Origin of the sequence: Occultella gossypii (assembly GCF_019947135.1) — a bacterium.
Lineage (GTDB): Bacteria > Actinomycetota > Actinomycetes > Actinomycetales > Beutenbergiaceae > Occultella > Occultella gossypii.
The window spans coordinates 1-21556 of sequence record NZ_JAGSHT010000029.1 but is presented as its reverse complement, the minus strand read 5'-3'; the positions used below and the strand labels follow the sequence as shown (position 1 = coordinate 21556).

Here is a 21556-nt window from a genome sequence, read left to right as displayed (position 1 = left end):
CGGTCGCGGAACGTAGACTGGTGGACCGTGACCACACCCGCCGTCTACCTCGACCACGCGGCCACCACCCCGGTGCGCCCGGAGGTGGCGGCCGCCTTCGCCGAGGCTGCCCTCGAACTGGGCAACCCGTCCTCGCTGCACGCCCGCGGCCGCGCCGCCCGGCGCGTGGTGGAGGAGTCCCGTGAGTCGATCGCAGCCGACCTCGGCGCCCACCCGACCGAGGTGATCTTCACCGCGGGCGGCTCCGAGGCGGACAACCTCGCCGTCAAGGGCGCGTGGTTCGCGGCGACCGATACGCAGCCGGACCGGACCGGGGTGGCGATCTCCGCCGTCGAGCATCATGCGGTGCTCGACACGGCGCACTGGCTCGCCGAACGCGAAGGCGCGCACCTGACCGAGATCGCGGTGGGGCCCGACGGCGTCATCCGCCTCGACGAGGTCGCCCACCTTCTCGAGGTGGCCGGCCCGCGCACCGCGGTGATCTCGGTGATGTGGGCGAACAACGAGGTCGGGTCGATCCAGCCGGTCGCCGACGTGGTCGCGCTCGCGGCCGCGCACGGGGTGCCGGTGCACTCCGACGCCGTCCAGGCCGTCGGGCACGTCCCGGTCGACTTCGCGGCGAGCGGGCTCGCCGCGCTCGCACTGTCCGGGCACAAGCTCGGCGCCCCGATCGGCATCGGTGCCCTGCTGGCCCGCCGGGACCTACCCATGACCCCGGTGCTGCACGGCGGCGGGCAGGAGCGCGGCGTCCGCTCGGGCACCGTCAACACCCCCGGGATCCGCGCGCTCGCGGTCGCGGTGCGGGCCGCCGTCGCCGACCTGACCGACGAGGCGGCACGGCTGGCCGTACTCCGGGACCGGCTCGTGGCCGGTGTGCTCGAGGCGGTGCCGGGCGCCACGTTGCGCGGCACCCCGTCGGGCGCGGACCGGCTGCCCGGCAACGCGCACTTCACGATCGAGGGCACCGACGCGGATGCGCTGCTGTTCGGACTGGACATGGTCGGGGTCTGTGCCTCGTCCGGGTCCGCGTGCCAGGCCGGCGTGCAGCAGCCCTCGCACGTACTGGCCGCGATGGGTGACGACGACGAGCGGGCCCGTTCCGCCGTGCGCCTGACCCTCGGGCACACCTCCACCGGCGCGGACGTGGACGCGCTGCTCGCGGTCCTGCCCGGCGTGGTCGAACGAGCCCGGGCGGCGCACGCCCCGCGGAGGACCCCGACGGCGGCGCGCACCGCCGCGGGCACGGGCGCCACGGTCGGGGGTGGGCGCTGATGCGCGTCCTGGCCGCACTGTCCGGTGGAGTGGACTCCGCCGTCGCCGCCGCCCGTGCCGTGGACGCCGGTCACGACGTCGTCGGCGTGCACATGGCGCTGTCCCGGTCCCGCGCCCAGCACCGCAACGGTTCCCGCGGCTGCTGCTCCATCGAGGATGCCTCCGACGCCCGCCGCGCCGCCGACGTGCTCGGCATCCCGTACTACGTGTGGGACCTGTCCGAGGAGTTCGAGGACACCGTGGTCGCGGACTTCCTGTCCGAGTACTCGGCCGGCCGCACCCCGAACCCGTGCGTGCGCTGCAACGAGCACATCAAGTTCTCCGCGCTGCTGGACCGCGGGCTCGCGCTCGGCTTCGACGCCGTCGCCACCGGGCACTACGCCCGGATCGCCGAGGGACCGGGCGGGGTGCGCGAGCTGCACCGGGCCGCCGACCCGCTCAAGGACCAGTCCTACGTGCTTGCGGTGATGGGGTCCGAACGGCTGGCCCGGTCGATCTTCCCGCTCGGGGACGCCCCGTCCAAGGATGACGTGCGCGCCGAGGCTGCCCGCCGCGGGCTGAGCGTGTCCGCGAAGCCGGACTCCTACGACATCTGCTTCGTGGCCGACGGCGACACCCGGGGCTTCCTGCGGTCTCGCCTCGGCGCTCAGCCGGGTGAGGTCGTCGACACCGCCGGAAGGGTGGTCGGCAGCCACGACGGGTCCTACGGCTTCACCGTCGGACAGCGCAAGGGTCTGGGCATCGGCGCTCCGGCGCCGGACGGCAAGCCCCGCTACGTGCTGGAGGTCGACTCGACGGCGAACCGGGTCATCGTCGGCCCGAGCGAGCTGCTGTCCGTCACCGAGATCGCCGCCGCGGACGTGGTGTGGCTCGCCGACGACGTCGACGCGGCGGACTGGACGGATGTCACCGTGCAGGTGCGCGCACACGGCGACCCGGTGCCGGCCCGGGTCCGACGCGACGACGCCGGCCTGGCCACACGGCTGGGCACGCCGCTACGGGGCATCGCGCCCGGGCAGTCGATCGTCGTCTACGACGGCACCCGGGTGCTCGGCCAGGCGAGCATCTCGGCGGCCGGGCGGGGCACCCTCGACCGGGCGGAGCACGCGGCCCGGTCCTAGGGGAACGGGATCCCCGTCGTGTCGCCGATCCACACGGTCGCCACGGCCAGCACCCCGAAGGCCAGTGCCAGCCACACGGCGCCGGCCCCGTTTCGGGTGGCCTTGATCTGCCGCCGCCCGATCCCGGCGAGGATGGTGGCGAGGACGGCGGTGACGATCGGCACGATGGTCCCGGCCATGACCACCACGCCCGCGTCGACCGGCTCCGGCGTCTGCCAGCCCTCGTCCACGGCGAACGGCGTCAGGTACACAAGGGAGGCGAGGATGAGCGGAAGCAGGATCGCCGCCCAGCCGAGCACGAACCCGACGGCGTACAGCGCACCCGAGGCCTGGGGGCGGCCCTGGTCGATGCGTCCGAGGTCCGTGCCGGCCAGCGTGGGCGAGACCGTGGCGCGACCCAGCCGCACCGCCGTCGGGTCGTTGGCAGCCACCTTGTAGGGGTCGAAGATGCTCATGAGTAACTCATCGAGATGCTGAGCGCGAGCAGGGCGAAGCCGGCCAGACCGATGAGGTAGCCGCGCTGGCGGCCCTGCCGGGTCTCGATCCGGGTACCCGCGCTGGCCCCGAACGCGCCGATCGCCGCGACCAGCGGGAGGAACAGCCAGGTGCGCATCGCGTCACCGGTGAAGCAGTCGAGGGTGCCGCCCGCGTCCCCGCAGGCCGCGACGGCGTCCACGAGCGTGCCGGTCCAGGTCACCACATGCCAGATGATGAAGGCGAGCGTGGCCAGCACGAGCAGCACGTTGGTCAGGACGAGGCCCGGCATCGCGGGACGGGCCGTGTTCGTCGGGCCTGCCGAGTTCGCCGTGGCCGGCGCGTTCTGGCCGGGCCGGGCCGCCTGGCTCGACGCCGCCTGGTTCTGGCCGGCGGGAGACCCCTGCTGCCCGGCGAAGGGCTGCGGGGGCTGGGTCGGGTTCTGACCCTGCTGCGGCGGTCGCTGCCAGGGCTGCGTCACTGCCTCGGTGCGCTGGGTGAGGTTCTGGCCGAGGGTCTGGCGCTGCGCGGCCACGTTCTGATCGAGCAGCCTCTTGTGCTGGGCCAGCTGGTCGGCGAGCTGGCGGCGGGCCCGCTCGAGCGGGTCGACCGGGGTCCCTCCGGTCGCGCCGGAGACCGGCGCCGGGGGCTGCGGCACCGGCGCGGACTGCTCCGGGAACCAACTCACCTCCCCATCCCATCACATCGGGGGCGCGCGCGGGGCCGGTAGTCGCGATCAGCGCGCTGCGGGCGTGTTCACATGCAGCACGGCCTCCGAGGCAACCATCCAGACGCTGAAGACGGCGGCGCCGAGTTCGAACGCGATCAGCCGCCGATCCCAGGCACCCCCACCGGGGCGGCTGCCCGCACGCAGGAGCGTCAGCCCTCCAATGGCGTTCGCCGCTCCCCAGGCCAGATTCACCGCCGGTGAGGACTCGGACCCGGCGATCGGGGTCAGGTGGGTGCGACCGGTCACGGCGGTGCCGAGGTGGGGCACGCTGTTCGCGAGGAGCACCCCCGCGAGGAACGGCGGGATCTTCTCTGTCCACGTCATTCGACCAGCCTGCTTCGGTCGCACTGCGGAGGTCAAGGGATCTGGGCGTTGGCGGTGTCGGTGCGGCGCGCCACAATGGGCGTCGTGAACGCACGCGCGAACGAGAAGCTGCCCGAGTCGGTGGAGACGGATGACCCGGCCGCCCGAGCGCGGTGGGAGGAGTTGGCGCAGCAGGTCCGGGACGCCCAGTTCGCGTATTACGTGCGCGATGCCCCCACCATCTCCGATGCCGAGTTCGACGCCCTGCTGCGCGAGTTGGAGGCGCTCGAGGAGGCGAGCCCGGAGCTGCGCACGCCGGACTCGCCCACCCAACAGGTCGGCGGGACGTTCTCGACGGCGTTCACCGCCGTCGATCACGTGGAGCGGATGCTCTCGCTCGACAACGCGTTCAGCCTCGACGAGATTTCCGCCTGGGCGGACCGGGTGCACCGGGAGATCGGCTCCGAGAAGGTGCACTACCTCTGCGAGATCAAGATCGATGGGCTCGCCATCGCCCTGGTCTACGAACGTGGCCGGCTGGTCCGGGGCGTCACCCGGGGGGACGGCCGCACCGGTGAGGACGTCACCCTGAACGTGCGGACGATCGCCTCCATCCCGCACACCCTCGCGGGCGACCCGGCCACCTGGCCCGAGCTGATCGAGATCCGCGGCGAGGTTTTCTTCCCGGTCGAACAGTTCGAGGCGCTCAATGCCGCGCAGGTCGAGGCGGGCAAGTCGCCGTTCGCGAACCCGCGCAACGCCGCGGCCGGCTCGTTGCGGCAGAAGGACCCGCGGGTCACGGCCACCCGTGCCCTCGGCATGTACGCCCACGGGATCGGAGCGTTGCGCTGGGGTCCGGGCGGGGCGCCCGTGGAGCTGACCCGTCAGTCGCAGATCTACGACCTGCTCGCAGGTTGGGGCGTGCCGGTCTCCGGGCACAACCGGGTGGTGACCGGGCTGGACGGGGTCCGGGAGATGATCGCCCACTACGGCGAGCACCGGCACGACATCGAGCACGAGCTGGACGGGCTCGTCACGAAGGTGGACGAGTTCGCCCTGCAGCGGCGCTTGGGCAACACCTCGCGTGCGCCGCGCTGGGCGATCGCGTACAAGTACCCGCCCGAGGAGGTCAACACCAAGCTGCTCGACATCCGGGTGAACGTCGGCCGCACCGGCCGGGTCACGCCCTACGGCGTGATGGAACCGGTGCTGGTGGCCGGTTCCACAGTCGAGCAGGCCACCCTGCACAACGCGAGCGAGGTCAAGCGCAAGGGCGTGCTGATCGGCGACACGGTGGTCCTGCGCAAGGCGGGCGATGTGATCCCGGAGATCCTCGGCCCGGTGGTGGACCTGCGTGACGGTACCGAGCGCGAGTTCGTGATGCCGACCGAGTGCCCCTCCTGTGGCACGCCGCTCGCGCCGGCCAAGGAGGGGGACGTGGACATCCGCTGCCCCAACGCCCGGTCCTGCCCCTCGCAGCTCAAGGAACGGGTGTTCGCGCTGGCCTCCCGCGGGGGACTGGACATCGAGGCCCTCGGCTGGGAGGCGGCCGTGGCCCTGGTGGATCCGGAGGCGAACCGGCCAGCCGACGCCGAAGGGCCGCAGGCCGAGCCGGTGCTGTCCGGGGAGGCCGGCCTGTTCGACCTCACGCCCGAGGACCTGCGTGACGTCAGCGTCTGGCGTCAGCGGAAGGTGAAGGGCGAGCCCACCGGTCAGTGGGACAGGGTGCCGTACTTCTGGACCAAGGCCGGCGCCGACGCCGAGAAGAAGCCGTCGAAGCCGACCGCCACCACCGAGGTGCTCTTCGCCGAGCTGGAGAAGGCGAAGACCCAACCGCTCTGGCGGGTGCTGGTGGCCCTCTCGATCCGGCACGTGGGTCCGACGGCGGCCCGCGCCCTGGCCACCCACTTCGGTTCCCTGGACGCGATCCGGGCCGCGACTACCGAGGAGTTGAGCGCCGTCGAGGGCGTCGGGCCGACCATCGCGGTGGCCGTCACGGAGTGGTTCACCGTGGACTGGCACGTCGAGATCGTGGACCGCTGGGCCGCCGCCGGGGTACGGATGGCCGACGAGCGCGACGAGTCGGTGGAGCGCACGCTCGAAGGGCTGACCATCGTGGTCACCGGGTCGCTCGAGAACTTCTCCCGGGACGGCGCCAAGGAGGCGATCATCGCCCGCGGCGGCAAGTCATCCGGCTCCGTCTCGAAGAAGACGGACTTCGTGGTGGTCGGGCCCGGAGCGGGCACCAAGGAGGACAAGGCCCGCGAACTCGGCCGGCCGATCCTGGACGAGCCTGGCTTCGAGGCACTGCTCGCCGGCGGGCCGGACGCGGTGGCCGACCTCACCGGAGCGACGGAGTAGGCGGCAGGCAGTCGGATCCGCATGCTGACGGGCGCCTGGGCAGTTCTGTCCTGATCCCGGCAGATCCGGCGCAAAACACCGGTGCCTGGGTAGTTCTGCCCCGCGCCCCGGGCGGAACCGGCGGCCGGGTCGGCTTAGGTTCACTGTGCACGATCCGATACCGACCTGAGGGACATACATACCCATGCGACCTGTTCGACGCTACGCCGCCCCCGTCACCGCCCTGGTGCTCGCCACCGCCCTCGGACTTGGGGCATGCTCCGCCGGGGACGATGACCGGGACTCCGACACCGGCACCTCGAGCGAGGAGGGCGCCGGAGCCGACAGCGGCGACTCCGATGAGGGCGCCGACGACGCGACCGAGAACGACGACGCGACCGACACCACCGATGACGACGCCGCCGATGACGCCGAAGGGGCGGGCGACACGGCCGAGGCCGAGGTGGTCCCCCTCGAGGGCACCTTCGTGACCGAGGTCAGCGTCCCCGCGGGCGTCGAGTACGAGGTCACCACCACCACCGCGAACTCGCTGCAGCTCGACTTCCCGGCCCCGGCCGACCCGACGGCGCTGAGCGCGTTCTACCAGGCCTGGTTCACCGAGCAGGGCATGACCGACGTCGCCGAGATCTCCGGCATCGTGACCGGGACGCTTGGCGACGCCACCTGGACCCTGCTCCCGCAGGACGCCGGATCCTGGATCCTCTCGGCCGCCACGCTCTGATCGCCGCGCAGGCGCCGGGCAGCGGACCTCGAGAAGTCCTGCTGCCCGGCGACCTCCCGCGCGGGAGCGGCTCATTCCCGCGGGTGGAGGGATACTGGGTTGATGATCAGCGATGAACTTGCCCAGCAACTGGCCCTGGCGGGGCTGCGGTGGGAACCCAGGCCCGGGGACCAGTTCCGGATCTCCGCCGAGGCGCTCAGCGAGGAGGTGTTCACGCTCTCGCACATGGTCATCGAGCCGCGCACCTATGACACCGGCACCGTCCTGCATTTCAACGGCACCACCGAGTGGGCGCTGGACAGCATCGCGCAGGACGACACACTCTGGCTGCCCCGCGAGGACCAGCTTCGCGCACTCCTCGGTGGCACGTTCCGCTCCCTCGAGCGCGACGGCGACCTCTACGCGGTGACCACCCGGGGACCGGACGGGCCCGCGACCTATCGGGCCGCCGTCGTCGAGGACGCCTACGCGGGCGCGCTGCTCGCGTTGGTGCACCACGCGATCGACGCCTGAGCCGGGGGTGCAACGCCGGCACGCCGAGCCCGGGCTGCACTGAGCCGCTACAGCGGCCAGACCAGCGGGATCACCAACAGGGCCACCGCCAGCCACAACGCCATCACCGGTAGGCCGAGCCGCCAGTAGCTGCCGAACCGGTAGCCACCAGGACCCATCACCATCATGTTCGAGGGTGTCGCGATCGGGGTCAGGAACGAGGCCGCGCCCGCGACCGCCACGAGCATCAGGACGGGCTGCACCGAGAGCCCGGTCTCGGCGGCGGCAGCGAGGGCGATCGGTACCACGATCAGGACCGTCGCGGTATTGGAGACCACCTGGCCGAGGGCACACGTGAACACGAACAGCGTCACCAGGAGCACGTACGGGTTCGCATCCCCGACCACGGCCACGATGACGTCGGCGATCACGTCCGCAGCGCCGGAGTCGGTGATCGCCACCGAGAGCGGGATGAGCCCACCGATCAGGATGATGATCTCCCAGGGCAGGGCCCGGTAGGCCTGGGGCACGGTGACCACCCGGGTCAGCACCATCCCGAGCGCGCCGATCATTCCGGCGACGGCCGCCGGCACCACACCGAGCACCAGCAGCACGACCATGACCGCGACCACGATGAGCGCCCGCGGGGCCTTGCTTCCGAACGGCACTGCCTGGCGTCGGAGCAGGTCGGGGGAGTCGACCAGGAGCACGTCCCGGTCGTCGACGAGAGCGTCGACGGCGGGCCAGGACCCGTGCAGCAGCAGGACATCGCCCTCGGCGACGTCGGTGGCTCCGGTGACGTCCTTGCCGCGGCGGCGCACGGCGAGGATGACCACGTCCGAGCCGCGCAGCATGCCCGGGAACACCCGCTCACCGACGAACGGCGACCTGGGCGGGACGACCACCTCGACCACCCCGGCCTCCCGGGTGATGAGGTCGCCGCCGGACTCGCTGCCGAGCGGGAGCATCCGCACGGCGAGGTCGGAGTCGACCATGACGAGGCTGACCTGGTCCGAGGGCCCGGCGACGACCAGGACGTCATCGACGCCGATCACGTGCCCGGGCGGCGCCGGGTGGCGGTCCGGGCGCTGCGCACCCACGAGCCGCAGGCCAGGGTGGTCGGCGCCGAGATCCAGATCCTCGAGGGCGAGGCCCACCAGCGGCGACTGCTCCCGGACGCGGAGCCGGTAGAGCCCGCCGGTGAGGTCGTACTGTCCGGCGAGCGTGTGCGCGTGCCGGCTCAGGTCCGGCCCGATGTACTTGGGGGTCTCCTTGGGTAGGACGACCGGCCCCAGGATCACGCAGGCGGCGATGGTGGCGGCCAGCAACGGCAGGCCGACCAGCGCGAACTCGAAGAAGCCGAACCTCCCGGCGCCGGCTTCCAGCGAGGCATCGGAGACGATCACGTTGACCACGGTGCCGGTGAGGGCGAGCATCGAGCCCGCGTGGGCGGCGAACGCGAGCGGCATGAGGAACTGCGAGGGTGAGGACTTCGCCCGGATCGCGAGCACCACGACCATGGGGAGCAGGGCCGCCACCGAGCCGTTCGGGGTGAGCAGGGTCGTCAGCAGCGCGCAGAGCACCATGATGGCGATCAGGACCCGCCGCGGTGAGGTGCCGGCGCGGCGGCCGAGCGCCTGGCCTGCCCACGCGGTCACCCCCGAGGAGTCGAGACCCTCGCTCACCACGAACAGGCTCGCGAGGAAGATCACCACCGGGTCGCCGAAGCCACCGAGCGCGCCGCTCAGGTCCAGCACACCCGTGGCCCAGAGGGCGAGGGCCACCAGCAGGGCGACGACCGCGACCGGCAGCTTGTTCGAGATGAACGCGACGACGGCCAGCCCGAGGATGATCAGTGTGATCGTCGCGGGATCCACGATGCTCGCACTCCTCTCCTCGGGCCGGCCGTCATGTCGCGTCGGTCAGGAGCCGGACAGCTCGGTGGCGAGCTCCGCCTCGTCCTCGTCGGAGAGCGAGGTCTGCAGCACGGTGCCACCGAACGGCTTGATCGCGTCGGCGAACTTGTCCTCGGTGATCTTCGAGGCCAGCACCACGACGGCCGCCTTGCCCGGGGTGAGCATGCCCTGGACGCGTTCCTTGAAGGAGTTGTTGATGCCGGTCTTGCTGAGCTTGCCGGTGAGGGCGCCGAGTGCGCCACCGAACAGCAGGCCGAGGCCGGGTACCAGGAACAGCAGTCCGATGATGGTGCCCCACAGGGCGCCGGAGGCGGCCGAGACGCCCACGATCTTGGCGGGAGTCTCCACGTGCTGCTTGCCGTCGGCGTCCACGCTGACCAGGGCGAGGCCGTTGAGGGTCACGATGAAGTCCCGCTGTGCCACCAGGACCTGCTCGTAGGCGCCCTGGGCCTTCTCGTGGTCGTCGTAGCCGATGATGATCAATTCCGACATGCCGTCTCCTTCGGATGGATCGGACCCGACCCACCTGGGCCGAGCGTGCTGCCGTCACGCATGTCGCGTGACGAGTCTCGAATTACGACTCTCCTCGATCGATGGGTCGTCGTGCCAGGGCTGGTCAGGCGGACGCGTCCGGGGCGAAGGTGCGGGCCGCCTCGAGCAGGATGCGGGCGCCGAAACCGGTGGCCCCGCTGGTGCGCCAGGAGTCGTCCTTGTCGGACTGCATCGTCCCCGCGATGTCGAGGTGCGCCCACGGCGTCTTCCCGACGAAGTGCTGGAGGAACAGCGCCGCGGTGGTCGCGCCCGCGAACGGACCGCCCAGGTTGGCGATGTCGGCGATCTCGGAGTCGAGCTGCTTGCGGTACTTCTGCTCGAGGGGAAGCTGCCAGACCGGCTCGTCGACGACGGCCGACGCTGCGCGGACCAGGTCGATCATGGTCTGGTCGTTGCCCAGCACCGGTGCCGTGGACGGCCCCAGTGAGACGAGCGCCGCGCCCGTGAGGGTGGCGATGTCGATGATCGCATCGACGCCGGCCTCGTTCGCGAGGTCGAGCGCATCGCTCATCACGAGGCGTCCCTCCGCGTCGGTGTTCTTCACCTCGATCGTGGTGCCTCGGCGAGTGGTGAGCACGTCGCCGAGCTTCAGGGCGGTACCGGACGGCATGTTGTCCGTGCACATCAGCCAGCCTGTGACCGTGGCGCCCACGCCGGAGTCGCGCAGGGCGGTGAAGGCGCCGAGGACGGCCGCCGCACCGCCCATGTCCATCTTCATCAGCAGGTGCATCGGGTCGCTGGGCTTGAGGCTGATGCCGCCCGAGTCGAACATGATGCCCTTGCCGACCAGACCCAGGTGACCCGTCGACGGCCCGTCGGGCGCGTAGGCGAGTTTGAGCATGCGCGGCTCCTCGGTGGAGCCCTGGTTGACACCGAGGAGCCCGCCGCAGCCGAGGTCGATCAGCGCCTGCTTGTCGAACACCTCGACCTCGAACCCGAAGCGGGCACCGAGGTCGACGGCGATATCGCCCATGTTCGTCGCGGTGAGGTGCCCGGGGGGCGTGTTGGCGAGATCGCGGGCGACGACGGCGGCGCGGGCTCCGAGGAAGGCCTCGGCCAAGGCCCCCTCGGCGTCCGCGCCGCCGGGCACGTCCAGGACGAGGGAGGCGAGCGCGACGTGCTTCGACTCGCGCACAAGGACCGTGTACCGGTAGCGCCCCAGCAGCGCACCCTCGGCGAGGCCGCGCACGGCATCGGCGACCTCAACGCCGGCGAGATCGTCGAGGTGCAGCGCCAGCCGGGAGCGGCGAGAGACGGCGCGGGTGAGGGCGGCAGCCGCATCCCGCAGGGTGGCGACGTTCGTCTCCGGCCGGGCGCCGAGGCCGACGGCCACGAGATCGGGCCCGTCGGCCTGCGGCAGCACCAACGTCGAGCCCGCGGCGGCCTCGAATCCGGCATCCGCCAGAGCGTCGCGGTTGAAGCCGAGCGCCGCCGGTACGTCGCCGTCGGAATACACACCGATGCCGACGGCTTCGGCGTCACCGACGTCCGTGCCGAGCCCGACTCGGGCCGTGTCGAGAGCATCGAGGCCCGGGAGGGTGGCGAAGTCCGCCGGGATCACCTTGTTCGGGCTGCGTGTGGTCATGGCCTCTGCTCCCTTGCGTTCAGCTGGTTTCGTGGTCGGGTCCGGGCATGTCGTTCGGGGCTCAGCCCATGTCCACCGGCGCGCCGGGGCCCCACGGGATCCCCAGCAGGAACCAGACCGCGAACAGCACGGTCCAGGTCACCAGTACCGCCACCGCGTACGGGATCATCAGGGCGATGATCGTGCCGATGCCGGCGTCCTTCTTGTAGCGCTGCGCCACGGTGACCATGAACGGCAGGTACACCATGAGCGGCGTGAGCACGTTCACGGGGGAGTCGCCGACGCGGTAGGCGGCCAGCAGGGTCTGCGGGGCGACGTCGAGCGAGGCGAAGATCGGGATGAACACCGGCGCGAAGATCACCCACTTGGGCACGAGGCCCGGGAGGATGAAGTCGAGGATGACGATCACCAGGATGAACGCCAGCAGCAGCACCAGTGCTGGGACGTCCGCCGTCTCCAGCAGTTCGGCCGCAGAGACGGCGGCCACCGTGGGCAGGTTCGACCAGTTGAACAGTGCGATGAACTGGGCGATCATCAGGAACATCAGCAGCAGACCACCCAGGCTCGCGAAGGTCTTGGTGATCGCGCCGACGGCTGCGTTCCCGCCCACCAGTGTCTTCGCCCCGGCGCCGTAGGCCATGCCGCAGACGAGGAATGCGAGCGAGATGATGAAGACGAGGCTCGCCATGAACGGCGTGGTTCCGATGATCGCCCCGCTCTCGGGATCGCGCAGCGGGGCTCCCGGCGGAGCCGTCAGCAGCGCGATGAACGCCACGAAACCGATCAGCGCCCAGAACGAGAATCTCAGGCCCCGTGCCTCCGCGGCGTGGTCGACGTCCTCGTCGCCCTCGATGCCGACCACCAGGTCGTTGCGGTTGTAGTTCCCCAGTCGCTTCTCAGTCACGAAGAGCGTGACCAGCAGCACGACCACCGCCATCAGGATCGACGAGACCACCGCGAAGTAGAAGTTCTGGGTGACCTCGAGCGTCTCCATGCCGGCGGTCGCGAGCACCTCGTTGGTGACCTCGGTGAGCATGCTGTCCGACGGGGTGATCAGCAGGTTCACCCCGAACACCGCCCCCACGCCCGCGAACGCAGCGGCGAGGCCGGCGAGCGGATGTCGTCCGACGGTGAGGAACGCCGCCGCGGCGAGCGGGACCAGGATGAGGTAGCCGGCGTCCGTCGCCACGGAGGACAGCACGCCGACGAAGATCAGGATGAAGGCGAGCCACCTCTTGGGCGCGACCTTGACCGTGCGGCGGATCAGGGCGCCCATCAGGCCGGCGTGCTCGGCCACGCCGACGCCGGCCATCGCGATGAGCACGACGGCGACGACGCCGAAGCCGGCGAAGTTGTCGACGAAGGACGAGAAGAAGAAGCGGATGCCGTCGACGGAGATGAGGCTGCGGACCTCGAAGGTCTGCTCCTCGACGATGTAGTCCGGGACCTCGGCCGGCTGGCCCGTGACGGAGTCGTAGAGCGACCAGGTGCCGCCGAGGTGCTCGTTGATCTGCGAGAACTCGTCGCGGGGAACCGGGGTGACCACCTCGTCGGTGACGGACACCCCGACCCAGGACAGGATCGCGGAGAGCACCGCGATGATGGCGATGAGGTAGACGAACATGATCGTCGGGTTCGGCACCTTGTTGCCGACCCGCTCGATCCAGTTCAGGAAGCCCTTGTTGTCGGCCGGCGGCGACAGCTCCACCGACTCAGCAGCCACGGCCTGCCCCCATCGCAGCCGCGGTGACGCGCACCGACCTGGACGGCATCGTTGGCGTCTCGACGATCGTGGTCCGAGTATTCATCCGAATTCCTCTCCCGAGTGTGCGCCGTCGGCCGACCGGCGTGCGGCGCACGGAGTCGGTCATTGACGACCCTAGTGAGCGGCTGCACGCGGGCAACAGACTTCCCCTAGTCCTGGGGGATCCCCAGAACTAGGGGTTGGCGTCGATCGACCCTCGGGCGGCCGGCGCCCACCGTTGGCTAGGGTGGGACGCACAGGAGCGGGTGCGGGCGGGGCGCTCAGCCTGTGGCAGGAAGCGCGATACGACATAAGGGGCCACTCGATGACGGTTGACTCACGGCGGGTCGATGCCCCGGCACACACGAACACGGTCTCCCGGATCGGCCTCGTGGACGATCATGACGTGGTCGGTCTCGGCGTGCGTGCGCTGCTGACCGACCATCCTGACCTGGAGTTCGTGGCCGCGGAGCCCACGGTGGCCGACCTGCTCGCCGGCACCGCGGATCTGGACGTGGTGCTGCTGGACCTGCGCCTGGCGGACGGCTCGTCGATCTGGCAGAACATCAGCAGGTTGCGACAGGCGGGTGCCGAGGTCCTCGCCTTCACCTCCGGCGACGATGTGGATCTGGTGCGCGCTGCGGCACGCGCCGGGATCGCCGGCATGGTCCGCAAGTCCGAGGACTCCGAGCACCTGCTCGAGGCCCTGCGGCACGTCGCTCGCGGCGAGGTGGTCGCCTCCACCGAGTGGGCCGCGGCCGTGGACAGTGACCCGCACGCCCCTGGGCTGTCGCCCCGCGAGCGGCAGGTGCTGGAGTTGTACGCGTCCGGGGAGAAGGCCGACCGGGTGGCCCGGCTGCTGGGCGTGTCCCGGGAGACGGTGCTGGACCACATCCGCCGCATCCGGGTGAAGTACGCCGCCGTGGAGCGGCCGGCGCACACGAAGGTGGAGTTGTACATGCGCGCCGTCGAGGACGGCGTGTTGCCAGGACCGGGGTGAACGGCTCTCCCGACGACCGACGGCAGGGATCGAGCACGATCGTGGCGACCGCGCGAGCCATGAGTGTGCGTCGCCGGATGGGCGCCATGGTGTCCATCGGCGCACTGACCCTGGTCGCGGTCCACTTCGGGGACGGTCTCACCCGGTGGTCGCACGCACATGTCGGCTGGCGCCTCGGCGTCCTCGCCCTGATCGGTATCGGCGTGGTCCTCGCCGTGGGTGCGTTCCACCTGCCGCAGCGGCTGTTGCGCCGGGGCTGGGCGTGCTTTCCGATCCTCTACCTGGTGCTCGTCTCGACGTGGGTCCTGGCCCGGTCGAGCGGCGACGACGAACCGTCCGTGTGGGTGCTCGAGCCCGCGGCCGTCGGGTTCGCGGCCGTGTCATGGGCGTGGCGGACGGCGGTCGGGTACGCGCTGATCGCGGCCGCGCTCCTGCCGTTGAGTCTGTTCCTGGTCGACGGGAGCGTCGACCGGCAGATCCTGCTCCGGGCGATCATCCATCTGGGCAATGTGGCGTTCGTGGTCATCCTGTTCGCCATCGACACCCAACTGCGTGCCCTGCGCGGCTCCGAACGGGAGGTCGAGCGCAATGCGGCGCTCGCCGCCGCGGCGCGCTCTCGTGCCGGGGCACACGCCCGGCTGACCGCGCTCATCCACGACGACGTGCTGACCGCGTTGACCCTCGCGATGCGGACCAAGGTCGTGCCCGAGTCCGTCGCCACCCAGGCCGGGCGGGCGCTTGCGGTCCTGCGCGGCGCGGTGGCGCCCACCCACGGCCGGCCGGGGCATCTGCATGCCGACCTGGGGGCACTCGCGCGCGACCACGGGCTCCAGTTCGTCGCGCCACTGGAGACCACGCGGATGGTGCTACCTGACCAAGCCGCGGATGCGCTCGTCGCGGCCTGCGCGCAGGCGATCGACAACAGTCTGCGTCACGCGCGCCCGGTCGCCGGCGCGACCACGGTCCGTCGCCGCCTCCGGCTGACCGTCGAGCCGGGACGGGTGGCCGTGACCGTCGAGGACGACGGCTCCGGCTTCGATCCCGACGACGTGGCCCCGGACCGGCTGGGCCTTCGGGACAGCGTGCTCGCCCGGATGCGCGCCGTGCCGGGAGGAGACGCGCGGGTGCGCTCCGAGCCCGGCCACGGCGCGGTGGTCGAGCTCAGCTGGGTCGGGCCGGTCGCAGGCCACCCAGGTCCCGGGACCGGTGGTGCCGCCGGCGGCGCGAACCCGGGCCCCCACGCGGGTAGCCGCATCTCGGGACTTGCGACCCCGGCCGCACGGGTGGTGCTGGTCCTGGTCTGGACGACCGGAGCGGTCCAGTCCGCGCTGCTCTGGCACACCTACCCGCAGCCCGCCGCGATCGGCGTCGCGCTGCTCGTCAGCCTCGCCGGGGCGCTCGCCCTCAGCACGCCCACGGACGATCCGCTGCCCTGGCGGGCCACCGTGGTCGCGGCCGCAGTGGCCCCCGTGAACGCGCTCCTGTTCCTGCCCCAGCTGGGTGGGGCGCCAGGGGAGCGGGCCTGGCTGCTGCAGACCGGTGCCTACCTCGCGGCGCTGCTCATGGTGCGGGGCCGCACCTGGGCGGGACTGGCGTCGGTCGGCGCGACGGCGGCCGCGGTGGCGGTCTGGGGTGGCTGGGTGGGTGCGCCGGCCGCGACGGTGTCGGCCGTCCTCGCGCTGCCGGTGGCCGCAACCGCGGTGGGGCTCGCCTGGTCGGCGCTGTTGCGACGGATGCTGGCCCGGCTCACCGCGCATCGCCGCGCTGATGCGGCCTCCGCGCGGGCGCTCGCCGCCGAGGAAACTGCGCTGGCCAGGACCGCGGCGGAACTGCTCACGATCGCCCAGGTGGCCGGGCCGCCGCTGCGGCGCGTCGTGGATCTGGCGGCCACCGATCCGCCCAGGGCGCTGACCGCCGCCGACCGGATGGAGTGCCGCATCGCCGAGGCGCACGTCCGGGACCGGCTGCGGGCGCCGGCACTGGCGCGGACGCGCGTGGCCGCGGCTGTGGACGCCGCCCGCCGCCGGGGCGTGGACGTCCTGCTGCTCGATGACCGGGCCGGCGGTTCCGAGCCTGCCGACCGGGCCGGGCCGGCCGACCCGGACCATCGTGCCGATCGGGCTGGGCTTCTGGAGGATGGCTTCACCCTGGCTCTGGCCGAACTCGTCGACGCGCAGGAGGCGGGCTCTGTGACGGTGCGGCTGCTGCCAGTGGGGCGGGCGGTGTTCGCGACGGTGCTTCGGAGCGGACCGGGCGGCGACGAGCGGGCCGAGCTGGACCGACTCGGCCGGGAGGCTCACGCCAGGAGGGACTCGATGGCCTCGTCCGAGAGCACGTGATCGGCCACCATCCGGCTCGCGCCGAGCACCGCCGCCTGGCTGCCCGTGCCGGTGCCCACGATCCGGAGGTCACGGGTGGCCAACGCCAGCGAGCGGGTCAGGATGACGTCGCTGATCGCCTCGATGAGGACCGGGTTGTCCATCGCCATGGACCCACCGATGACCACCACTGAGGGGTTGAGCAGGCTCACGGTGCCGGCCAGCACGGACCCGATGTCCCGGCCCGCGCGCCACGTGAGGTCGAGCGCCAGGGTGTCCCCAGTGGCGATCAGGGCGGAGACGCCACCGGCCTCCTCGGCGCTGCGGCCCGCGGCGAGCCACGCACGGCGAACCGCACCGCGGCTGGCGAGTGCCTCGAGGCAGCCGGTGTTACCGCAGGTGCACGCCACGGGCTCGCCGCCAGGCACGGCGATGTGGCCGAGATCCCCGGCGGCGCCCTGGGCGCCGCGATAGACCCGGCCCGCCGTGATGATGCCCGCGCCGATGCCCGTCGCGACCTTGACGAAGACCAGGTCGTCGACGTCGGCGTACAGCCGCCAGTGTTCACCGGCGGCCATCAGGTTCACATCGTTGTCGACCAGCACCGGGGTCCGGAACGACGCGGCCAGCACGCCGGGGATGTCGGCGCCGTCCCAGCCCGGCATGATCGGGGGGTTGCGGGGGCGGCCGGTCTCATGCTCGACCGGGCCCGGCACCCCCACTCCGACCCCCACGAGGTCGCGGCGCGGCCGACTGACCTCGTCGAGTAGTTCGATGCCGAGGGCGCACACGCGCGCGAGGACGGCTTCGGGCCCATCGGAGATCGCGGCGACCTCTCGTCGCTGCGCGAGGATCGTGCCGCCGAGGTCGGTGACGGCCATCTGTAGGTGTGCGGCGCCGAGGTCCGCCGCGAGGACGATCCGTGACGCCGGGGCGAAGGCGAAGGTCTCCGGCGGGCGTCCCCCGGTGGAACTGGCCGCGCCGCCGTGGGTCAACAGTCCGCTCTTGAGGAGCAGGTCGACGCGCTGGGCGATGGTCGAGCGGGCGTGACCGGTCAGCTCCACGAGCTCTGCGCGCGAGCGCGGGACGCCGTCGCGCAGCAGCGCCAGTACCGAGCTCAACCCGGCGGGCGCGGCAGTCGATCGGCGGGTCTCACCCACGGGTCCTCCTAGCGGCGAACGACCACTATAGGGATCACGGATCGGTCACAGAAGACCGACCCGCCGACTTTTGCTTGACGGCAGGCAGAAGCGCCGCCTAGGTTCGGCCGCATGGTCAGCGACGGCGCGTTCCTGACGATGCGTGGCATCGTCAAACACTTCCCGGGTGCCAGGGCCCTGGATGGCGTCGACCTCGACGTGCGCGCCGGCGAGGTGCACTGCGTCCTCGGCCAGAACGGTGCAGGGAAGTCGACGCTCATCAAGGTGCTCGCGGGGGCACACCAGCCCAACGCCGGCGACATCCACATCGACGGGCATCCGGTCGCGATCACGAGCCCGGTGGCGGCCCTGCGGCTGGGGATCGCCACGATGTACCAGGAACTGGATGTCGTCGACGGTCTCACCGTCGCCGAGAACGTCTTCCTCGGCCACGAGCTCTCCACTGCGGGCGTGAGCAGCTCCGGGGCCATGATCCGGCGAACGCGGGACCTGCTCGCGCAGCTCGGGCACAGGGAGATCTCGCCCCGGACCGAGGTCGGCAATCTGTCCGCAGCCGGCAAGCAGATCGTCTCGATGGCCCGTGCGCTGTCGCGCCAGGCCCGCCTGATCGTGATGGACGAACCCTCGGCCGTCCTCGACTCCGAGGAGGTCGCCACCCTGTTCCGGGTGGTACGCGAGGTCACCGCCGCAGGTGTGGCGATCATCTACATCTCGCACCGCCTCGAGGAGATCCGCCAGATCGGGGACCGCATCACGGTGCTGAAGAACGGGCAGACGGTCGCCATCGGGATCCCGGTGGAGCAGACGTCCACCAGGGAGCTGATCACCCTGATGACCGGGCGCAGCGAGGAGTACGTGTTCCCGCCGCGACCGGCGGTGGCCCCGGACGCCCCGGACGTGCTGGTCGCTGAGGGCCTCTCGGTACCGGGGATCTTCGAGGACGTGTCCCTGCGGATCCGAGCCGGTGAGATCGTCGGGCTCGCCGGTCTGGTGGGTTCGGGTCGTTCCGAGATCCTGGAGACCATCTGCGGGGCGCGTCGAGCCGGCACCGGACGGGTCTGGGTGGACGGGGCGCCGCTGCGGCCGGGTTCGGTCACGTCCGCCGTGGCCGCCGGAGTGGGACTGTGCCCGGAGGAACGCAAGAGTCAGGGCCTGCTCCTGGACGAGCCGGTCTACCGGAACATCACCCTGTCCTCGTTCGCGAGGTTCGCCCGAGGTGGATTCCTGGACGAACTGCGCGAGCGCCGGGCCGCCGACCGGCAGATCGCCGGGCTCCAACTGCATCCCGCCGACCCGAGCCGGGTGACCAGGACACTCTCCGGGGGCAACCAGCAGAAGATCCTGCTCGGCCGCTGGCTCGAGCACGGGTGCCGGGTGCTGGTCCTGGACGAGCCGACCCGCGGTGTGGACGTCGGTGCCCGGGCCGAGATCTACCAGCTGATCGTCGCGCTGGCCGCGACCGGCACCGCCGTCCTCGTCGTCTCCAGCGAGCTCCCCGAGGTCCTCGGCATGAGCGACACCATCCACGTCGTCGCCGACGGGCGTGTGGTCCACACCGGGCCGGCCCACGAGATCGACGAACACCGGGTCCTCGACCTCGTCATGGAAGGAGAGGCCGCATGAGCGCCTTCACAGATCCGGTGCCGCCGGACGAGACGGTCCGTGAGGGCACCCGCCGATACACGCTCCCGGGCTCACTGGCCCGAAACCTCGGGCTGGTCATAGCGTTGCTCGTGCTGTGCGCGGTGGGGTGGTTCACCGCCGACGTGCGATTCCTCGACGGCGACAACTTCGTCACGATCCTGAGGTTCGCCTCGGTCATCGGCGTGGTCAGTGTCGGCATGACGTTCGTGATCACCGGCGGTGGCATCGACCTGTCCGTCGGTTCCGTACTCGGCCTCTCCTCGGTCTGGGCGTCGACGCTCGCCACCCAGACGATCGCCGGTGACGTGCACTGGCTCGTGGTCGTCTTCACCGCCTGCGCCGTCGGCGCGGCTTGCGGGCTCGTCAGCGGCATCCTCATCGCGTACGGGAAGGTCGTCGCGTTCATCGCGACGCTGGCCATGATGGTGGCCGCGCGCGGACTGGCGGAGATCATCTCGAACAAGCGCTCGCAGATCCTCGACGTGCCGCCGTTCATGGACTTCTTCCAATCCCGGCCGCTCGGCCTGCCCACGCTGGTCTGGGTCTTCCTGATCGTGGCCGCCATGGCTTGGGTGCTGCTGAACCGGACCACGTTCGGACGCCGCACCATCGCCGTCGGCGGGAACGCCGAGGCCTCGCGACTGGCCGGGATCCGGGTACGGGCGCACACCGTCGCCCTCTACGTGATCTGCGGGTTCTGCTCCGGCCTGGCCGGCGCCATGATGATCGCCCGCACCACGGTCGGCAGCTCCACGCACGGCTCGCTGTACGAGCTCGATGCGATCGCCGCGGTCGTGGTCGGTGGCACGCTGCTCATCGGCGGCCGGGGCACGATCGTGGGCACCGTGCTGGGCGTGCTGATCTTCTCGACGCTGAACAACATCTTCACGCTGAACAATCTCTCGATCTCGGCTCAGTCCATCGTCAAGGGAGCCATCATCGTCATCGCCGTGCTGCTCCAGCAGCGCTTCGCGAACCGGCCCGGCTCGTCATCCCCGTAGCCGGACCCACCCCCGCCTCAACCCCACCCACAAGGAGGAACACATGTCTGCACCGATGACGTTGCGCCGGCGCCTGCTCGTCGGAATCGCGGGTCTGGCCGCCGTGGCCACGTTCACGGCCGGCTGCACCAGTAACGAGCCACCACCCGAGGAGGGCGAAACCACCGAAGACACCGGCGGCGGCGGTGGCGGCAACCCGAACGCCGAGGCCGGGGACACGGTGGTGATCGGGTTCTCCGCACCCGCCGCCGACCACGGCTGGATGGGGGCCATCACGAGCGCCGCCGAGGATCATGCGGCCGAGTATCCGGACGTCGAGCTCCGCGTCGCCGAGGGCACCAACGATGTGAACCTGCAGATCAGCCAGGTCGAGACCTTCATCAACGACGGCGTCGACGCGATCGTGCTGCTTCCGTTCGATGGTGCCGCGCTCACCGAGGTGGCGCTCCGCGCCATGGAGGCCGGCATCGTGGTGGTGAACGTGGACCGGGAGTTCTCCGACCCGAACGCCGCCCGGGTGACCGTGCTGGGCGACAACTACGGAATGGGTGTCAGCGCCGGGCAGTACATCTGCGAGCAGGTCGGTGACAACGCCGACGCCGTCGTCGCCGAGATCGCCGGGATCGACTCGCTGCCGCTCACCCAGGACCGCAGCCAGGGCTTCTCCGACGCGCTGGCCGAGTGCGGACAGACCGTCGACAACCGGGTCGCCGCGGACTTCACGGTCCAGGGCGGCGAGGCGGCTGCGTCGAACCTGCTCCAAGCAGCCCCGCAGATCGACGCCATCTGGAACCACGACGACGACCAGGGCATCGGTGTGCTGGCGGCCATCGAGGCCGCCGGCAGGGACGAGTTCGTCATGGTCGGCGGCGCCGGCTCGGCGAACATGATGGAACTGATCGCCTCGGGCGACTCCGTGATCCAGGCCACCGTCATCTACCCGGCCACCCAGGCGGCGGACGGCATCGCGCTGGCCCGCCTCGTCGTCCAGCAGCGTGCCCTTGCCGACCTCGTCGAGGTCGAGGTACCTCGGCTGGTCCAGCTGTACGCCCCGGTCGTGACCGCGGAGAACGTGGAGCAGTATCTACCCACGGCCTTCCAGTCCTGACTCGTTCGTCCGGCGGCCGTGATCGGACGTCCGGTTCGGGGGCGGGGGGGGGGG

General features: G+C 71.4%; 18 protein-coding genes. 10 read left to right on the top strand and 8 right to left on the bottom strand.

Annotated elements, in window-relative coordinates; translation table 11 throughout:
* The first annotated feature begins 27 nt into the window (after positions 1 to 27).
* A complete protein-coding gene (locus KCQ71_RS25390) occupies positions 28 to 1272 on the top strand; it encodes a cysteine desulfurase family protein (RefSeq protein ID WP_223411487.1) in 1245 nt (414 codons plus the stop codon).
* Positions 1272 to 2393 (top strand): tRNA 2-thiouridine(34) synthase MnmA, encoded by a 1122-nt coding sequence (gene mnmA, locus KCQ71_RS25385; protein WP_223411486.1) that lies wholly within the window; start codon positions 1272 to 1274, stop codon positions 2391 to 2393. Before KCQ71_RS25390 ends, mnmA begins: the two co-directional genes overlap by 1 nt.
* On the opposite strand, the gene KCQ71_RS25380 is transcribed toward mnmA, so the two are convergent.
* From KCQ71_RS25380 to KCQ71_RS25370, 3 genes are read right to left on the bottom strand one after another with little or no spacing between them, the layout of a single operon-like run.
* A complete protein-coding gene (locus KCQ71_RS25380; protein WP_223411485.1) occupies positions 2390 to 2848 on the bottom strand; it encodes a hypothetical protein in 459 nt (152 codons plus the stop codon). The two genes, mnmA and KCQ71_RS25380, sit on opposite strands and share 4 nt — an antisense overlap.
* Complete coding sequence (locus KCQ71_RS25375; protein ID WP_223411484.1) at positions 2845 to 3555, bottom strand: hypothetical protein; 711 nt, start codon at positions 3553 to 3555, stop codon at positions 2845 to 2847. Before KCQ71_RS25375 ends, KCQ71_RS25380 begins: the two co-directional genes overlap by 4 nt.
* A 48-nt stretch (positions 3556 to 3603) precedes the next feature.
* A complete protein-coding gene (locus KCQ71_RS25370) occupies positions 3604 to 3921 on the bottom strand; it encodes a hypothetical protein (protein ID WP_223411483.1) in 318 nt (105 codons plus the stop codon).
* 75 nt (positions 3922 to 3996) lie between these two features.
* Here KCQ71_RS25370 and ligA point away from each other — a divergent pair, with 75 nt between their 5' ends.
* The 3 genes from ligA to KCQ71_RS25355 all read left to right on the top strand — a co-directional run bounded on the left by ligA (position 3997) and on the right by KCQ71_RS25355 (position 7495).
* Positions 3997 to 6261: an NAD-dependent DNA ligase LigA gene (ligA, locus tag KCQ71_RS25365; protein ID WP_223411518.1), complete on the top strand. Its 2265-nt coding sequence runs from the start codon at positions 3997 to 3999 to the stop codon at positions 6259 to 6261.
* A gap of 184 nt (positions 6262 to 6445) precedes the next feature.
* Positions 6446 to 6982: a hypothetical protein gene (locus tag KCQ71_RS25360; protein ID WP_223411482.1), complete on the top strand. Its 537-nt coding sequence runs from the start codon at positions 6446 to 6448 to the stop codon at positions 6980 to 6982.
* 102 nt (positions 6983 to 7084) lie between these two features.
* Positions 7085 to 7495, top strand: coding sequence for a pilus assembly protein CpaE (locus KCQ71_RS25355; RefSeq protein ID WP_223411481.1), 411 nt, complete (start codon positions 7085 to 7087; stop codon positions 7493 to 7495).
* A gap of 47 nt (positions 7496 to 7542) precedes the next feature.
* On the opposite strand, the gene KCQ71_RS25350 is transcribed toward KCQ71_RS25355, so the two are convergent.
* The 4 genes from KCQ71_RS25350 to KCQ71_RS25335 all read right to left on the bottom strand — a co-directional run bounded on the left by KCQ71_RS25350 (position 7543) and on the right by KCQ71_RS25335 (position 13250).
* Positions 7543 to 9351, bottom strand: a complete 1809-nt coding sequence (locus KCQ71_RS25350; RefSeq protein ID WP_223411480.1) for an SLC13 family permease — start codon at positions 9349 to 9351, stop codon at positions 7543 to 7545.
* A 45-nt stretch (positions 9352 to 9396) separates the two neighbouring features.
* Complete coding sequence (locus tag KCQ71_RS25345) at positions 9397 to 9882, bottom strand: DUF1269 domain-containing protein (RefSeq protein WP_223411479.1); 486 nt, start codon at positions 9880 to 9882, stop codon at positions 9397 to 9399.
* Positions 9883 to 10006: 124 nt separating this feature from the next.
* Entirely contained in the window at positions 10007 to 11527 is a 1521-nt protein-coding gene (locus KCQ71_RS25340) for a leucyl aminopeptidase family protein (RefSeq protein WP_223411478.1), read from the bottom strand.
* 61 nt (positions 11528 to 11588) lie between these two features.
* Positions 11589 to 13250, bottom strand: a complete 1662-nt coding sequence (locus KCQ71_RS25335; protein ID WP_223411477.1) for an AbgT family transporter — start codon at positions 13248 to 13250, stop codon at positions 11589 to 11591.
* Between the two features lie 346 nt (positions 13251 to 13596).
* Here KCQ71_RS25335 and KCQ71_RS25330 point away from each other — a divergent pair, with 346 nt between their 5' ends.
* The gene (locus KCQ71_RS25330; protein WP_223411476.1) at positions 13597 to 14271 is read left to right on the top strand and encodes a response regulator transcription factor; all 675 of its coding nucleotides are present in this window, start codon (positions 13597 to 13599) and stop codon (positions 14269 to 14271) included.
* Positions 14272 to 14312: 41 nt separating this feature from the next.
* The gene (locus KCQ71_RS25325; protein WP_223411475.1) at positions 14313 to 16610 is read left to right on the top strand and encodes a DUF8320 family protein; all 2298 of its coding nucleotides are present in this window, start codon (positions 14313 to 14315) and stop codon (positions 16608 to 16610) included.
* Here the strand turns inward: KCQ71_RS25325 and KCQ71_RS25320 are convergent.
* A complete protein-coding gene (locus KCQ71_RS25320; RefSeq protein WP_223411474.1) occupies positions 16568 to 17749 on the bottom strand; it encodes an ROK family protein in 1182 nt (393 codons plus the stop codon). The two genes, KCQ71_RS25325 and KCQ71_RS25320, sit on opposite strands and share 43 nt — an antisense overlap.
* A 111-nt stretch (positions 17750 to 17860) precedes the next feature.
* On the opposite strand from KCQ71_RS25320, the gene KCQ71_RS25315 reads away from it, so the two are divergent.
* From KCQ71_RS25315 to KCQ71_RS25305, 3 genes are read left to right on the top strand one after another with little or no spacing between them, the layout of a single operon-like run.
* A complete protein-coding gene (locus KCQ71_RS25315; RefSeq protein WP_223411473.1) occupies positions 17861 to 19372 on the top strand; it encodes a sugar ABC transporter ATP-binding protein in 1512 nt (503 codons plus the stop codon).
* Positions 19369 to 20394: an ABC transporter permease gene (locus KCQ71_RS25310; protein ID WP_223411472.1), complete on the top strand. Its 1026-nt coding sequence runs from the start codon at positions 19369 to 19371 to the stop codon at positions 20392 to 20394. Before KCQ71_RS25315 ends, KCQ71_RS25310 begins: the two co-directional genes overlap by 4 nt.
* A gap of 43 nt (positions 20395 to 20437) precedes the next feature.
* On the top strand, positions 20438 to 21502 hold the full coding sequence (locus KCQ71_RS25305; protein ID WP_223411471.1) for a substrate-binding domain-containing protein: 1065 nt from the start codon (positions 20438 to 20440) through the stop codon (positions 21500 to 21502).
* The last annotated feature ends 54 nt before the right edge of the window (positions 21503 to 21556 follow it).